The sequence below is a fragment of the Thalassotalea sp. LPB0316 genome, assembly GCF_014898095.1.
Classification (GTDB): domain Bacteria; phylum Pseudomonadota; class Gammaproteobacteria; order Enterobacterales; family Alteromonadaceae; genus Thalassotalea_G.
The window spans coordinates 1047864-1062567 of sequence record NZ_CP062946.1 but is presented as its reverse complement, the minus strand read 5'-3'; the positions used below and the strand labels follow the sequence as shown (position 1 = coordinate 1062567).

Annotated in this window: 19 protein-coding genes; 7 read left to right on the top strand and 12 right to left on the bottom strand. The window is 43.3% G+C overall.

Annotated elements, in window-relative coordinates; translation table 11 throughout:
• The first annotated feature begins 104 nt into the window (after window positions 1-104).
• From LP316_RS04710 to LP316_RS04690, 6 genes are all read left to right on the top strand, one after another.
• Window positions 105-2003, top strand: a complete 1899-nt coding sequence (locus LP316_RS04710; RefSeq protein ID WP_193022927.1) for an ATP-binding cassette domain-containing protein — start codon at window positions 105-107, stop codon at window positions 2001-2003.
• A 77-nt stretch (window positions 2004-2080) separates the two neighbouring features.
• Entirely contained in the window at window positions 2081-2800 is a 720-nt protein-coding gene (locus tag LP316_RS04705; RefSeq protein WP_193022926.1) for a tetratricopeptide repeat protein, read from the top strand.
• Between the two features lie 99 nt (window positions 2801-2899).
• Window positions 2900-3028 (top strand): hypothetical protein, encoded by a 129-nt coding sequence (locus LP316_RS16065; RefSeq protein WP_264298966.1) that lies wholly within the window; start codon window positions 2900-2902, stop codon window positions 3026-3028.
• 124 nt (window positions 3029-3152) lie between these two features.
• Complete coding sequence (locus LP316_RS04700; RefSeq protein WP_193022925.1) at window positions 3153-3842, top strand: flagellin; 690 nt, start codon at window positions 3153-3155, stop codon at window positions 3840-3842.
• An 84-nt stretch (window positions 3843-3926) separates the two neighbouring features.
• The gene (locus LP316_RS04695; RefSeq protein WP_193022924.1) at window positions 3927-4901 is read left to right on the top strand and encodes a hydrolase; all 975 of its coding nucleotides are present in this window, start codon (window positions 3927-3929) and stop codon (window positions 4899-4901) included.
• Window positions 4898-5134 carry a YheU family protein gene (locus LP316_RS04690; protein ID WP_193022923.1) on the top strand — a complete coding sequence of 79 codons (237 nt, stop codon included), beginning with the start codon at window positions 4898-4900 and terminating at the stop codon, window positions 5132-5134. The genes LP316_RS04695 and LP316_RS04690 overlap by 4 nt, the downstream gene beginning before the upstream one ends.
• Before the next feature lie 12 nt (window positions 5135-5146).
• Here the strand turns inward: LP316_RS04690 and LP316_RS04685 are convergent, their stop codons facing one another.
• From LP316_RS04685 to nudE, 3 genes are read right to left on the bottom strand one after another with little or no spacing between them, the layout of a single operon-like run.
• The gene (locus LP316_RS04685; RefSeq protein ID WP_193022922.1) at window positions 5147-5734 is read right to left on the bottom strand and encodes a YceI family protein; all 588 of its coding nucleotides are present in this window, start codon (window positions 5732-5734) and stop codon (window positions 5147-5149) included.
• A gap of 27 nt (window positions 5735-5761) precedes the next feature.
• Window positions 5762-6586, bottom strand: coding sequence for a 3'(2'),5'-bisphosphate nucleotidase CysQ (cysQ, locus tag LP316_RS04680; RefSeq protein WP_193022921.1), 825 nt, complete (start codon window positions 6584-6586; stop codon window positions 5762-5764).
• Window positions 6579-7139 (bottom strand): ADP compounds hydrolase NudE, encoded by a 561-nt coding sequence (gene nudE, locus LP316_RS04675; RefSeq protein ID WP_193022920.1) that lies wholly within the window; start codon window positions 7137-7139, stop codon window positions 6579-6581. The genes cysQ and nudE overlap by 8 nt, the downstream gene beginning before the upstream one ends.
• A gap of 98 nt (window positions 7140-7237) precedes the next feature.
• On the opposite strand from nudE, the gene yrfG reads away from it, so the two are divergent.
• A complete protein-coding gene (yrfG, locus tag LP316_RS04670) occupies window positions 7238-7912 on the top strand; it encodes a GMP/IMP nucleotidase (protein WP_193022919.1) in 675 nt (224 codons plus the stop codon).
• Between the two features lies 1 nt (window position 7913).
• On the opposite strand, the gene LP316_RS04665 is transcribed toward yrfG, so the two are convergent.
• From LP316_RS04665 to gspF, 9 genes are all read right to left on the bottom strand, one after another.
• Entirely contained in the window at window positions 7914-8657 is a 744-nt protein-coding gene (locus LP316_RS04665) for a type II secretion system protein N (RefSeq protein ID WP_193022918.1), read from the bottom strand.
• A 5-nt stretch (window positions 8658-8662) separates the two neighbouring features.
• Window positions 8663-9133 carry a type II secretion system protein GspM gene (gene gspM, locus LP316_RS04660; RefSeq protein ID WP_193022917.1) on the bottom strand — a complete coding sequence of 157 codons (471 nt, stop codon included), beginning with the start codon at window positions 9131-9133 and terminating at the stop codon, window positions 8663-8665.
• Window positions 9134-9135: 2 nt separating this feature from the next.
• Complete coding sequence (gene gspL, locus LP316_RS04655) at window positions 9136-10347, bottom strand: type II secretion system protein GspL (RefSeq protein WP_193022916.1); 1212 nt, start codon at window positions 10345-10347, stop codon at window positions 9136-9138.
• 2 nt (window positions 10348-10349) lie between these two features.
• The gene (gene gspK, locus LP316_RS04650) at window positions 10350-11345 is read right to left on the bottom strand and encodes a type II secretion system minor pseudopilin GspK (RefSeq protein ID WP_193022915.1); all 996 of its coding nucleotides are present in this window, start codon (window positions 11343-11345) and stop codon (window positions 10350-10352) included.
• Window positions 11345-12010, bottom strand: a complete 666-nt coding sequence (gspJ, locus tag LP316_RS04645) for a type II secretion system minor pseudopilin GspJ (RefSeq protein ID WP_193022914.1) — start codon at window positions 12008-12010, stop codon at window positions 11345-11347. Before gspJ ends, gspK begins: the two co-directional genes overlap by 1 nt.
• Complete coding sequence (gene gspI, locus LP316_RS04640; RefSeq protein ID WP_193022913.1) at window positions 12007-12381, bottom strand: type II secretion system minor pseudopilin GspI; 375 nt, start codon at window positions 12379-12381, stop codon at window positions 12007-12009. Before gspI ends, gspJ begins: the two co-directional genes overlap by 4 nt.
• Window positions 12371-12964 carry a type II secretion system minor pseudopilin GspH gene (gene gspH, locus LP316_RS04635; RefSeq protein WP_193022912.1) on the bottom strand — a complete coding sequence of 198 codons (594 nt, stop codon included), beginning with the start codon at window positions 12962-12964 and terminating at the stop codon, window positions 12371-12373. The genes gspI and gspH overlap by 11 nt, the downstream gene beginning before the upstream one ends.
• Window positions 12964-13407, bottom strand: coding sequence for a type II secretion system major pseudopilin GspG (gspG, locus tag LP316_RS04630; protein WP_193022911.1), 444 nt, complete (start codon window positions 13405-13407; stop codon window positions 12964-12966). Before gspG ends, gspH begins: the two co-directional genes overlap by 1 nt.
• 71 nt (window positions 13408-13478) lie before the next feature.
• On the bottom strand, window positions 13479-14699 hold the full coding sequence (gspF, locus tag LP316_RS04625) for a type II secretion system inner membrane protein GspF (RefSeq protein WP_193022910.1): 1221 nt from the start codon (window positions 14697-14699) through the stop codon (window positions 13479-13481).
• Between the last annotated feature and the right edge of the window lie 5 nt (window positions 14700-14704).

Genomic DNA, 14704 nt, shown 5'->3' with positions numbered 1-14704 from the left:
TGGTAATTAATTTGCCAGAGTGTCGATTTTACCTTGAATAACCCTACGGGTAAAAGCGACAATAGTATTAATACCAATTGAAATAGCTTTTTTAAGGAAATCCATTGATTAATGCTAGCCAACTCACGCTTGATCGCGGTACCAAAAATCTGATCACCGATGCAAGCTTCACTATCCACCCAAAACACAAGGTTGGCTTAGTTGGCGCTAATGGCTGTGGTAAATCCTCATTTTTTGCTGCACTTTTGGGTCAACTACAACCAGAAGCTGGCGATCTTACGCTGCCAAGCCAGTGGAAAATAGCAACAGTTAAACAAGAAACCCCAGCGCTAGAGCAATCAGCACTCGATTATGTTATCGACGGCGATGTTGAATTTCGTCAACTTGAAAACGAATTAGCCCAAGCGCGTGAACTCAACAACGGCAGTAAAGAAGCGTTAATCATCAATCAAATCGATACGATTAACGGTTATAGCTTGCCAGCAAGAGCTGGCGAATTACTCCATGGTTTAGGGTTTGAACAGCATCAACTTGCGACACCGGTTAAAGACTTTTCAGGTGGTTGGCGGATGCGGCTAAACTTAGCCCAAGCACTCATTTCACGTGCTGATCTTTTGCTACTCGACGAGCCGACAAACCACTTGGATTTAGATGCCGTTATTTGGCTACAACGCTGGCTAAAACGCTTTGATGGTACTTTGGTGTTAATTTCCCACGATCGTGATTTTCTCGACGATGTTGTTGGCCAAATTCTTCACTTCGAGCATCAAAAAGCCAAATTATACGCAGGTAATTACACGAGTTTTGAGCGCCAACGTGCTGAGCAATTAGCGCAGCAAGAAGCGCAATATCAAAAACAACAAAAAGAAGTTGCTCACCTCACAGCATTTGTTGATCGTTTTCGCGCTAAAGCCAGTAAAGCCAAACAGGCGCAAAGTCGCTTAAAACGTTTACAAAAACTGCCTGACTTGGCACCGGCACATGTCGATAGTCAGTTTACTTTTCATTTCAAACAACCTGACCACATGCCCTATCCGTTATTGTCGATTGACGAAGCTGACTGCGGCTATGGTAGCGATACTGTGATCATCGAGAAGGCTAAGTTAACCTTAGTTCCAGGCAGCCGAATTGGTTTACTCGGCCGAAACGGCGCAGGTAAGTCAACACTAATTAAGTCACTTGCCGGTGATATTCCAATCCTTTGTGGTACTCGTCATCAGGCACAAGAGCTCAAAATTGGTTACTTTTCTCAGCATCAACTTGAGCAACTTCATCACGGTTCCAATGGTGTTGAGCATATTTTGCGCGTTCACAAAGATATGACGGAATTACAAGCGAGAACCCATTTAGGCAGTTTTGGTTTTCAAGGCGAGCAAGCACTTAGCGATGTCGCCACCATGTCTGGCGGTGAAAAAGCCCGCTTGGTATTAGCGCTAATTGTGCTTGAAAAACCGCAACTTTTGTTGCTCGATGAGCCAACCAACCATTTAGATTTAGAGATGCGTCAAGCATTGGTTTTAGCCCTACAAGAATTTAATGGTGCGATTATCCTGATAGCGCATGATCGCTATTTATTAGAATCGTGTGTCGACGAGTTCTATATTGTCGCCAATGGTCAAGCAGCGCCTTTTTCAGGCGATATTGATGATTATCAACAATGGTTGAACGACGATAAAAAAACGGCGCTACAAAGCAATAAAAAAGAAACGTCAGTTAGTGTTGATAAAAAAGCCCAGCGCCAAGCTCAAGCCCAGTTAAGACAACAAGCAGCACCGCTGAAAAAGCAGGCCGACAAGCTCGAGAAAGAGACCCAAAAGTGGCAAAATGAATTAGCCGAAATAGAGCTATCACTAAGCGACACTTCTCTCTATAATGCTGAAAATAAAGAAAAACTCAGTAAACTACTAAAACAACAAGCAAGTTTAAAAGCCGATATAGAAGAGCACGAAATGCTGTGGCTAGAACTCGCCGAGCAAATTGAAGACATCATGTCTGGGACATAAGGATTTACAAACAAATTCGGTGTATTTAGCAAACACTTGCTAAACTAACAACAAGAAACTAGCTGTCGAGGCTGATTATGAAAACACTTATAAAATCATTGCTGTTACTCGCTATGGTAACAAGCCCACTGCACGCTGCCGATTATGAGGCCGGCGTATCAAAACTCAACAAAGGTCAATTTCACCAAGCAATTGCTGAATTTGAGCCCTTGGTTGCTGAAGGCTATGCGCCTGCACAGCATCAGATGGGGGAAATATACCTCAATGGCTGGGGAGTACCAAAAGATGCGGGTAAGGCCTTTGAGTTATTCACCTTAGCTGCAGAACAAAACTACCCTGATTCATTGTTTCAGCTGTCATTGATGTACTCTGAAGGGAAAATGACCCAAAAAGATCTAACCACCGCATTTAAATTAATGGAGCGCGCCGCCAACAAAGGCTTAGTCGCTGCTAAATTTAATTTAGGTGTGATGTACGCCAACGGTGAAGGCGTGCGTAAAAACGAAGCTAAAGCGGTTTGGTGGTATGAGCAAGCAGCCAATGAAAACTACGTGTTAGCTCAATTTAATTTAGCCTTGATGTACTACGAGGGCAAAGGCGTACCACGCGATGTAAAAATGTCTTATTTCTGGAATTTAATGGCCGCACATAGTGGCTATAAAGATGCAATAACCAGTGCCGAAATGGATCAACGCCAGCTCAATGAAAGCCAAATCAAGCAAGTACGTGAAGATGTTGAGCGTAAGCGCCGCCAGATCAAGCACCAACAAGAGCTAAAAGCCCAGCGCGCACTATAGAATATTTAGCACCTTATTCACGACTATTTGATCTGTATCACACTTCTTAATTTGCTCCTTATTTACAATGTTTGTAGTTAGTAAATAAGGAGCTTTCTCATGAACTTTTTTCAAATGCTATTAAATGATCCTGTCGTTTTATTTTCTTTCGGCGGTTTAGCAATTGTCTTGTTAATTTGTGCTTACTACGTTTATTTCTTCATGAAAAACATTGAAGAAAACAATTAATAAACATACAACTGTTTTAGTTATTAGTAACTTAGGTTAAGCAACCTACTCATCAGCTACGTGCGACAACACTTTTGCTATACTCAATAGCACGACTAAACATTTGTTGTCGCAGGAGCTAATGATGCCATTAACAATCAACACCTCTTCTTCAAGCATTAACACGCTTAATCGCTTAACTGAGAAGAAAGATGAAAAGCAAGAGCAACTCGCCTCAGGTAAGCGAATTAACGACGCTGCCGACGACCCTGCCGGCCTGCAAATTACCAATCGCTTAACAAGCCAGATTAATGGTAACACCCAGTTAAGTGTTAACGCACAAGATCAAATCAACCTCAACAATGTCCAAAGCGCTCAGTTTTCTTCGATTACCGATAGCTTGCAACGCGCCAGTGTGCTCGCCGTTCAAGCAGGCAATCCCCTCGCCGATCAAGGTGCGATACAGGACGAGTTTAGCCAAATAGCAAACGAGGTAAATGCCCTTGCCAGTGAAGCGCTCGGCCAAGACGACTTTTTAACTGGCTTAGATGCCAGCGATCCTGCCGCGAGCCAAGCGGCCATTGAATCGGCGCTATCAACAGTGTCAACCTCGGCAAGTGAAACCGGCGCAGCAAGCAATGCTTTGGCTAGCCAAGTGTCTACTTATCAAACATCTGTCGTAAATCTTTCAGATTCGCGTTCGAGAATTTTAGATACTGATATCGCACAAGCAGTTAGTGAGCAAGCTAAGCTCGATACGTTACTGCAAACAACGATTACCACCAAAAAAGAAGAGGAAGCACGCAAGGGATTATTTATTAATCAATTGGTCTAGATGAGTAATTTTACTTGTTTAAGCCCGCCAAATTACTAGATAATATCGACAACACTGATCAACATTATTCCAACATTACCGATTGTGATTTCAGCTAGTCAATTTAAGCCCGCATGGTGGCTACCCAACGCCCATAGCCAAACTATGTTAGCGAAGTATTTCAAACGCCATCAGCAAATTTCATTGATCAGCGAACAGTTTCCCACGCCAGATGGCGACTTTGTCGAGCTCGCCTGGACTAGTAAACCTGCAGTTCAGTCCAACACGCCGATTATTGTTATTTTACATGGCCTTGAAGGGTCAAAAGACAGCCATTACGCCAAAGGGATGCTGCAAGCCATTGCTGCCAAAGGTTGGCACGGTGTCCTGATGCATTTTCGCGGCTGTGGCGAGCAGCAAAATCGTTTCGGCGCTTCGTACCACAGTGGCGATACTAAAGACATTCATAGCTTTAGTCAGTGGCTTGGACAAACTTACCCATTGAACCCAAAAGCACTTATTGGCTTTTCGCTCGGCGGTAATGTCACGGTAAAATACTTGGGAGAAACCAATTGCTCGCCATATAAGGCAGCAAGTGTTATTTGTGCACCACTTGATTTAGCAAGTTGCAGCAAGCGTATCAGTAGTGGTTTTTCCAAAGTCTACGAGAACTATCTACTCAACATGCTTAAAAACAGCACTATAGCGAAAGTGCAAGCAAAAAAATTACCCGAACTTTGTGTCGATAAAATAAAATCACTGCGTTCGATTTGGCAATTTGACGATTATGTCACCGGCCCGATTAACGGCTTTAAAAACGCAATAGATTACTATCAACAATCAAGTGGCAAGCAATTTTTGGCCAAAATCACCAAGCCTTGTTTAATCATCCACGCGCAAGACGACCCGTTTTTAAGCCATCGCGATATTGTTGATATCCCTGAAAACCTGCCGAAAAACATTCGCTTTGAAGTCAGTAAAAAAGGCGGGCATGTCGGTTTTATTAGTGGTAATAATCCTTTAAAACCTATTTTTTGGTTAGAGCAACGCATTCCAGCCTTTTTATCGGAACATTTATGATCATTCCATTAGAGACGTTATCAGAAGATATCCTCAATAACATCGTTGAAGCTCACGTATTACAAGAAGGCACCGACTATGGCTTATACGATGTTAGCCTCGAAGAGAAAGTTGCCGCGGTAAAGCGACAACTCAAGGACAAAACGGCGATTCTAGTTTATTCGCAACTGCACGAAACCGTTAATATAGTGCCAGCTGATAAATACCAGCAAATTCAAGCGCAAGCGCAGTAATAAAATAAGTGACTAGTTCAGGTTACTCAGGTAAAAACTAAAGTTAACGGGTACCACAGTACTTATGCTTGGCAGACCGGCTAGCTCCTGCAATTTGAGGATGCCATTGGTGAGCGCGAACTGCTCTGCTTGGATCACCATAGGCGCTATATTGCTGACCATCAGATCACCGTTATTTAACTTAACTACGTTGACCATCAGATTAAACGCTTGTGACTGACCGTGTAGCGACAACTCACCACTCAGTGCTAGCTTGCCTGCACCACCTGCAGTCAGATTAGCTAATGCTTTAGCATCAACCTTACCGCTAAAGCTCGCTTGGCTAAACTTATCTGTTTCGAATAAAAACACCTGCATACGCTCATCGCGAATAGCAATGCCGGTATTAACACTTGCCAGTGCAACGTCAAATTTAACATCGCCTTGAGTTGAAACCATACCTGAAAACTGGTCAAAATGGTGCACTTCACCTATGGTATTTTTCTTTACCGAAACAAAGTGCAAATCAGATTTATCTTGATCTACCTGCCAGTTAGCCAAAGCCGTATTGGCAAAAAATAAGTGGGAAATAAACAAGCTTGTCGTTATTAACTTCGTCATAACAAATTTTAAACGCATCATATGTCCTTATAATTTTCGGCTAGCAACATGTGGGATTACGATGTCACGCCATGGAAATTGTTGATCGCCTAAACCAATAAAATCGGGATTCATTAGGGTGTCACGCTGATTATAGCTAAGCGACTCAAAGTTACTACTAACAATGGTACCACCGGCTTCTTCTAAAATACTTTGGCTAGCACCGGTATCCCATTCACCCGTAGGGCCTATGCGCAAGTAGCAATCGGCACCACCTTCTGCAATCAGGCAGTTTTTTAGTGAGCAACTACCTAAGGCGACATATTCATAATTGTAGGCTTTATTTAAATATTGGCCCATCAAGCTCAGCTCTTGGCGGCGGCTAATCGCCACCTTGATTGGTTTATCCACTTGATAGGGATTAACAAAAATTTGCTTTGCCGATTCCGTGTTTTCTTTATAGGCGCCAGCTCCTTTTTGACTAAAATAAGTTAATTGGTGATCGGGTGCGTGGATCACGCCAATGGTTGGCCAATTATTTTCCACTAAAGCAATATTTACCGCAAAGTCGCCACTACCCAAAATAAATTCGCCTGTGCCATCAATCGGGTCAAGTAACCAATATTTAGTCCAATGCTTGCGTTTAGCTATGTCGGCAGCAGAGGTTTCTTCCGAGACAATAGGAATATCAGGCGTTAATGTCTTCAAACAATCGATAATGGTGTTGTTTGCCGCAATATCAGCACTTGTTACCGGGCTATTGTCATCTTTGATTTCTGCAGTAAAGTCGCCTTTGTTGTAGTAGCCTAAGATTTCCTTGCCGGCTTTTTTCGCGGTTTCAATGGCTATCGTTAGGTATTTTTCGTTACTCATTAGCCCCCCTTAGCCGATCAACGACGAGCATTAGTGCGGCTATACTTCTGGCTTCGTTAAAATCGGGTTGTGCCAATAAAGCGTGGTAATCAGCAATCGGCCACTCGACTAACTCTAAAGGCTCTGGTTCATCGCCAACTAACTGCTCCGGATAAAGCTGATTGGCAATAAATATATCCATTTTAGCGTTAAAAAATGCCGGCGCTAACATGACCTGCTGGATATGTTCAAATGCTTTAGCACCATAACCAATTTCTTCTTTGAGTTCTCGGTTTGCCGATTCTTCAGCGAGCTCGCCCGGATCGATCAATCCTTTTGGAAAACCTAGCTCATAGCTATGGGTACCTGCACAATACTCTCTAACGAGATAAACGGTTTCAGGATCTTTAAAAGGCACAACCATAACTGCACCTCGGCCACCCCCTTTCATTCGCTCATAAAGGCGTTTCTCGCCATTAGAAAAAGTCAGAGCGAGTTGCTCAACAGCGAAAAACCGTGTTTGCACAAGTTGTTCGGTATCGGTAATGGTTGGCAGTGTTTTATTTTTCGTCATAACATCCAGCTAATGATCTGTTCTTATAAGAATATGCCACACTCAATGAACATGTTCGATATAATGTCTATCATAAATTGTTTTTTAGGAATAAATCTATGCTTGAATGGTCAGAAATCAAAACTGTGTTACTCGATATGGATGGCACAATACTCGATTTGCATTATGACAATCATTTTTGGCTAGAACATTTACCCAAACGCTATGCCGAGCAAAAGCAGATTTCCTTTGAACAAGCCCAAACTGAATTAACCGCTCACTATGAGCAAGTATCGGGGACTATCGCTTGGTATTGCTTAGACTACTGGGCTGAACAAACGCAATTGCCGATTACCGAACTCAAACGCGAAGTACAGCACTTAATTCAATTGCGTGACGATGCTCACGACTTTCTTACTAGCTTGCGAAATACTGGTCGCGAAGTCATTTTAGTGACCAATGCTCATCCCCAAAGCCTGTCGTTAAAAATTGAACGCACGTCGCTTGATCGCTATTTTGATAAGCTTTATTCAACTCACGATTTTGGCGCGACCAAAGAGCAACAAGTCTTGTGGCAAAGATTGCAAGCAAAGCAACCATTTGATTGCGAGAGTACTTTATTTGTCGATGACAACCTCGAGATCCTTCGCTCTGCCAAAACCTTTGGTATTAAGCATTTACTCGCGGTTGCCAATCCTGATAGCAAAAAAAATAGCCGGAAGATTAGTCAGTTTCCGGCTATTGATGATTTTTCAGTATTATTAGATCAGGTGAACGCTAATCCCGTATCTTAAGCTACAGCCTTAAACGATAGCGACCTTGGCGATCTGGCGAACCTAAGAAAGGTAAAACACCGCGCAATTGTGCTGGAAAGTTATCACCCGGTTGCAAATAACCATTGCCCGATACTTTTAAGTTTGCACCAACAAAAGCGTTATATGACAGCCCCAGTTGATTATCTGGCTTGATCTCTAACGCGATTGCACCTTGATCACATCTCAAGTCACCATTGATGCGACCTAAGGTAACGTTTTCATCTAAGGCATTGATTTTTGCTTGACGCCAAGTCACTTGGCCCGTGAGTGCTTGGCACAATGGTGCACCCTGCTGATAATTAACGATATCTAATTCAACGATACCTTGAGCCGTCATCGGAATCGGCAAAGGCAGTTGCTGTGCGATAATATCTGCCGATAACATCGCGTTGGCATTATCGATATGAAGCAAACCACCTTGCATAGTCATCGTTAAGTAGCCTTCGGGGCCGGGTAATAAGTCGTCGCCAAAACTGACATTAAGACGCGGATTAAAACTCAATAGTGAAAGCCAATCAAGTTTGGCACTCACTTGATGAATCACCACATTTTGCGCGTAAACCGTTTTCGCTTTCGCGTGCCAAATCGAGCCAGAGACCCCTTGAATAACCACATTACTGGGTAACTTCACCTGATTTAAAATCAAACTCGCCGGTGCTGTAGCTAACAGGAAAGCAAGATAACAAACAATAAAAATAAGACTAAATCCCAACCACTTTTTCATCTCTGTTAACGCTTCCCTAATTGTAATCTGCGCACTTTAACAACACCACTGGTATCACTATTGGCAAGGTCTATGCCTTTGACACGGATACCTTCAGAAGCCGACAACGTAGCTAACCAATCCATTAAACTGTCAAAGCTCACTTCATCTATCCATACTTGTAAATCATCACCTGTTGGTTGGATTCGCGTTATGGTAATTTGAAACTTTGCCGCGCTGCGGTTTGTAATACTCGATAAACTGCCGGTTGAAGGGCGATTGCTACTTTGTCCAATACTTTGCTGATAAAGTGCCGTTTTATCTTGTAGCCACACCAGTAACTCTTGTTGACGAGATAACTTCTGTTGGCTCTGTGCTAAATTGTTGTGCAATGGTTGCCAAATTAATGTGACAAATAAAAATATCGCCATAACGATCGTCATTAAGGCAACTAATTGTTGCTCCCGAGGCTGTAGTGCCTGCCATTTTTCTTTCATCGTTATCCCTTAATACTCATTGAGCCAACGACTTGCTGACCTTGGTTGTTTTGAGAACCAATGTCAACCTCCAAGTTAAGTGCTTCCAAAGCCGCCTTAAACTGATCGAAGGCTTGATAATTTTGTGCCACAGCGGTTAATCGCAACTCGTTGCGCTTGCCGTCGTATTTAACAGATTCAGGCTTGATTTGAGGTACTCGGGCGAACGCCGGTTCAATTTTATCGAGTAACCTTAAAAAGCTCGCATCCTGACCACCTTCACCGAGCTCTGCCAATTTGCGATTCATTTGTGAACGAACGGTTGCCACGCTAACTCGTTTGGCTTCTGGAAACGCTTTTTTGTAGGTCGCAATAATCGTTTGCTCAGTTGCTTGTTGCTCTTGCTGTACTTGGTATAACGTGATCGCGGTATACGAAAGGTGAGCGATAAGCGCGACACCAGCTAAGCTCGCAGCAATCAACCAGTGCTGCTTGCTATTCGACTTTTTCAATTTAACTTGATATTCGCCTTGTAATAAGTTTACAGCGGCATGGTTAGCATGTTGAGCTAGTAATGCTAACGGTAACTCCTCTTGCTGAGGCTCAATTGCACACGCTGTTGCTTGCTCGGTAAAAGCAAACGGTGAATAAGTTGCTAGCGTTAAACTCTCATCTTGCTGCCATAGGCTTAAAGCGTGATCAAAAGTTTGCTGATCTAGTGTCATTGCCTGCCAAGCGCTTTGTTTAATTAACACTTGTTCGCCAATGCTGATCAAGCTCCACTTGTCTTGCTCAAAAGGTAAGGCAAGGGCGTCGGGTATCATAGTATCAGTAGTGATTTCTGCCGCAGATAACCAAGTTTGCCAAAGCGCCATTTGGCTGCGAGCAACACCGGCGAGATAACAATTGTGTCCCGCTGCATCGTCAGGCAACTGACCATAAGCAAAAAACATGGTTTCAACGTCTTGTGCTAATAACTCTTCAACCATATATGGCGCAGCTTGGTGCATAGCTCTTTGTGATTTTGCTGGTACTTTAAGCGCGTGCAAACTGACATCACTTGCGTTGACAAAAACCACCACTTTGCGCTCGGCTGCTTTAGGTGATAGTTCATGCAAAGCATTGGCATCTGGCAGTTCGCCACTGGCAATAATGGCTTGTTCACGGGTTGAGTAAACCAACCAAGATATCGAGTCCTGTACCTGACTCCCCAATCTGATATATAAGGTTTCCACTATTAATTTTTCCCTACACTTCTTCGTATCACATCGACCCGTTTATTGTTTTCAACTTTTAAGGTAGACACTAACGTAAAGAAGCTATTATTAAAACTGGCACGACTAGATAATTGAAAGTAATCACTATCGACCGTGAGTTGCTCTTTCTCTTGGCTTGTTAACTTTGCGTTAGTTAGTACCTGCAACGCTAACACATCATCAATTTTTTCAAAACCTGATTCACCGCGCTCGCTAATGATCTCTTGGGCATCTTCTAATGAAATATCCAAGAATGATTGCAGCAGCACAGCGTGTTCTTCGCTAATCGTATTCACATTGAGCTTGTGTAAATTAGTATTGGGCAATACGCAGACATAATCTTTTAATTGATTGATAGCCGACATCGTAAAGTGCTCAATAACGCGTAACTCAGAAATATCGGCTAAATAATGATTGGCTGCTAAATATGGAAATTCACGACCAGCATAGTCATTATCTTCTGCGCCGCCAGCGCTCACAATACTCGAGTTTTCATCTAGCCAATCAATCAGTGCATCGACCATATATTCGGCAGTAAATTGATCGACATCTTCCATGGCTAAATTCACTAATAGGCGCTCAAACCCCAAACGCTGGACTGACTTTTCATTATTATCACTATCATCAGCTAAAGGACGCAAGGCGTTTAAGTTAAAGCATGCCTGTAGATCACTAATTTCACCGACAATTTGACCATTGTCTACCGGATAAGTGGTCTCTCCTTGCGCCCAAATTTGCGACAAGTTGATAAAATCAGGATCTTGATCAACCACGGTTTCAATAACTCGTTTAGCAAATGCTTCTGCGCCCATCGCATACCAATAGGCCTGCTGGTTAACCTCGATATTCGATGCCCTTTGAAGTTGCCCCATAATGCGATTGCTCATTTGACTAGCGACAATGGTCGCCAGCGCGATAATCAACAACACAGAAATTAACACGACACCTTGTTGGCGCTTAAAGGCAGGGGCTGACATTAGTTATCCTCCCCGCTACTCGTGCTGCTCTCATCGCCAGCGACTAAAAATTTTCGGCTAATAGTGCCTAGTTGTTCACTAACAATCTCGACCTCAATAGCTTTAGGTAAACTGCCTTTAGGTGCACTTTCTTGCCATTTGTTTTGATAGTAAAACTTAAACCGCAGGTCGGAAACATCACTGAGTAACTGACGAACTTTAGGCACTTCACCCGGTACTGCATCGACATGGTTAAAGTACAAACGCTCAAGCGTGCTATTTTCAACGCGGTAAGCGACCGACTGCAGTGAACTGCGGGCAATCACAAGGTTTGGGTTAGTCCAGCCATGACGGACAAACGCAATCGCATCGGTTTGGCTTGCGAAGTTCAGCGATTGGGTGTGAATAAAGTTTTCGCTCGACTCGTTGCCATCTAATCGCACGTGGCGGCGCGCTATTTGGGTAAAATCCCGCTCCATTAACAAGAACAGTGTTTGCAGCTGATTTAACTCTTTTAATGATCGCTTGGTGAGTTCATCAGAATTGCGCACGGTATCGAACACCGACAAGCCGGCTAAACTCACCAAGGCGAAAATTGCCATCGCTAGCAACAATTCAAGTAAAGTAAAACCTCGTTGGCCTCTGCGTTGTGCTTGACCTGTGGATTGATAATACGCTAGCTTCATTTGCTTGGCTTCGCTACGTAGGTCATCATGCTAGCACTGGGTAGTTCGTCGTTTTCTTTTAAACGAACTTCGATAATAATCGCGCGTAAATTATTATCCGTGGTCTTTAAGACTTTTTGTTGCCAAAACCAATCGCGCTTGGCTAATTCTAGCTTACCCTTCTTATTATTTTGTGGTGGCCATTGCTCACTGAGTACAGCTTCCGTCAATTGGTTTGATGCGACCCAATTAGCATAGGTTTTCTGCTGTAGATACAGCAAATTTCCACTACTGTTACCTGCAGTACCTAGCAAGGCAACGCCGGCAATAGCAAACAGCGCCATCGCTAATAACACTTCGATTAGGGTAAAGCCTGAGGATTTAGCCATCATTGGTCAATGGCCCCTCAAGCGTAATAGGTAAACTGTATAAGCCTGTTACACGGTAGTATGGCTCAAAATCAATATCGGCAGTCGGATCAAAAGCAAAGGTCAGTGCAAAAGGGCTAATATCGCCACCAGATAAGATAAAAACCTGAGGTGTTGGTGGTTTTTCCTGTGCTCGAAAATCATCTTCTTCTGGCATTAAGGCTTTGGGATCAAATAACAATGGACCATCGTCAAGCGGCAAATCATCGAGCTTGAGTGTTAACTGCATTTCTTCTGGTAGCTCAATCAAGCGCAGTTGCTCTTGCTCGGGGATAGCAACCCAGTCGCTGCCGTCAAAACCGACGAATTGATAACTATTTTTGGTAAAGAGAATGCCCAATTCGATATTGTTCAGCAAAGCGTATTCAGCAGCGAGTGTGAACAAGGCGTAGAACTTTTGCGCCTGCTGCTCGAGTTGCTTTTCAGGCTTATTAGATAAGAAGTTAAATTGGACAGTGGTAACAAAAATGCCAATTAAGACAATCACAAGCATGACTTCAATCAGAGTAAACCCCGTTGATTTAGATTGTGATTGTCTCTTGCGCATTACTGGTAATCACCTAAATTCCAGTTGCCGATATCGTCGTCAGTGCCTGCTTCGCCGTCTGGGCCGACAGAAAATACGTCAATTGTACCGCGCTCACCTGGATTTAGTAATTGGTAATCATTACCCCATGGATCTTTCGGTAAACGCTTGACATAACCACCTTCAGGAAAACGGCGAGGCACAGGATCAACATCGGTTTGAGACACCAATGCTTCTAAACCTTGCTCAGTCGTTGGGTAGTTGTAATTATCCATTTTGTACATGCTCAGCGAGGTTTCTAAGGCAGTGATATCAGACACTGCTTTTTGAATATTTGCACGCTCTTGGCTACCCATTAAATTAGGTACGACTAAGCTAGCTAAAATACCTAAGATAACGATAACGACCATCACTTCTAACAAGGTAAAACCTTGGACTTTTTTCGGAGAGTTTTTAACTTTCATAACATCCTCTATGCTAGTAAATCTTTAATCACTATGTCTGATTTATAAGGCTTAACTAAATTAGCAAGTTATTAGCCGCCGATCATAGTATTTAATTGTAAGATTGGTTGTAAAATCGCCAGTACAATAAATAGTACGATACCGGCCATCGTGACCATCAATGCTGGCTCAAACGCCTTTAACGAAATATTGACCAAGGCTTCAAAGTCTCGATCTTGGTTATCGGCAGCACGACCAAGCATATGCTCGAGCTGTCCGCTTTTTTCACCACTAGCTATCATATGTAACATCATGGGCGGAAATAATTTCGTTTGCTCTAAAGAAACGCGCAAACTCGTACCTTCGCGGACCTTATCGCCTGCTTCTTTGATTTTTTGTTTAATATATAAATTGTCTAACACTTCACCCGCAATACGCATACTCTCTAATAGCGGCACTGCCGAGGCCGTTAAAATACTCAGTGTCCGCGCAAATCGGGCAGTGTTGATCCCTTTAGCAACTCGACCAACAAACGGCAAGGTAAGCAGTTTTTCGTGTACTTTTAATCGAATTGTTGGCTTTTTCATGAGTTGCCCAAAGACGAAAATACTCGCGAAGATCAGCAGTATTATGACTAAGCCATAATCGCGTAAGAAGTCACTTGATGCGATCAAAAACTGAGTCGTACTCGGCAGATTCTGCCCCATATGCTCAAACTGGCCAACGATATCTGGCACCACATAGGTGAGTAATATGGCAATAACTGAAATGGCGATCACCGTCATAATAATCGGATAGACTAGCGCTTGGATTAACGCAGAACGCATTTGCTGACGCTGCTCGGTGTAATCCGCTAAGCGACTGAGCACTTTATCGAGATGACCTGACTTTTCACCGGCGGCTACCATGGCGCGGAACAAACGATTAAAAATTTGCGGATATTCCGCCATACTTTCCGCCAAACTATAACCTTCGGTGACCTTAGTTCGGACCGCCATGATCATACTTTTTATTCTATTTTTGTCGCACTGCTGCGCAACAGCAACCAAGGATTCTTCAATGGGTAAGCCCGATTCAACTAACGTTGATAATTGACGGGTGATCAAGGCTAAGTCACTAGCCGATATTTTGCCACGGCTAAAGCGTGTTTTGGTATCACTGGTTTTGGCTTTATCAAGTACTGGAGTTACTTCAAGCGGGATTAACCCCTGCTCTCGCAATAAGCCGCGCACTTGTTTCGCGCTATCGCCTTCCAATACGCCTTTTTTATTTTTCCCGCGACTATCAACCGCTTGGTAATCGAATGCTGCCATAACGT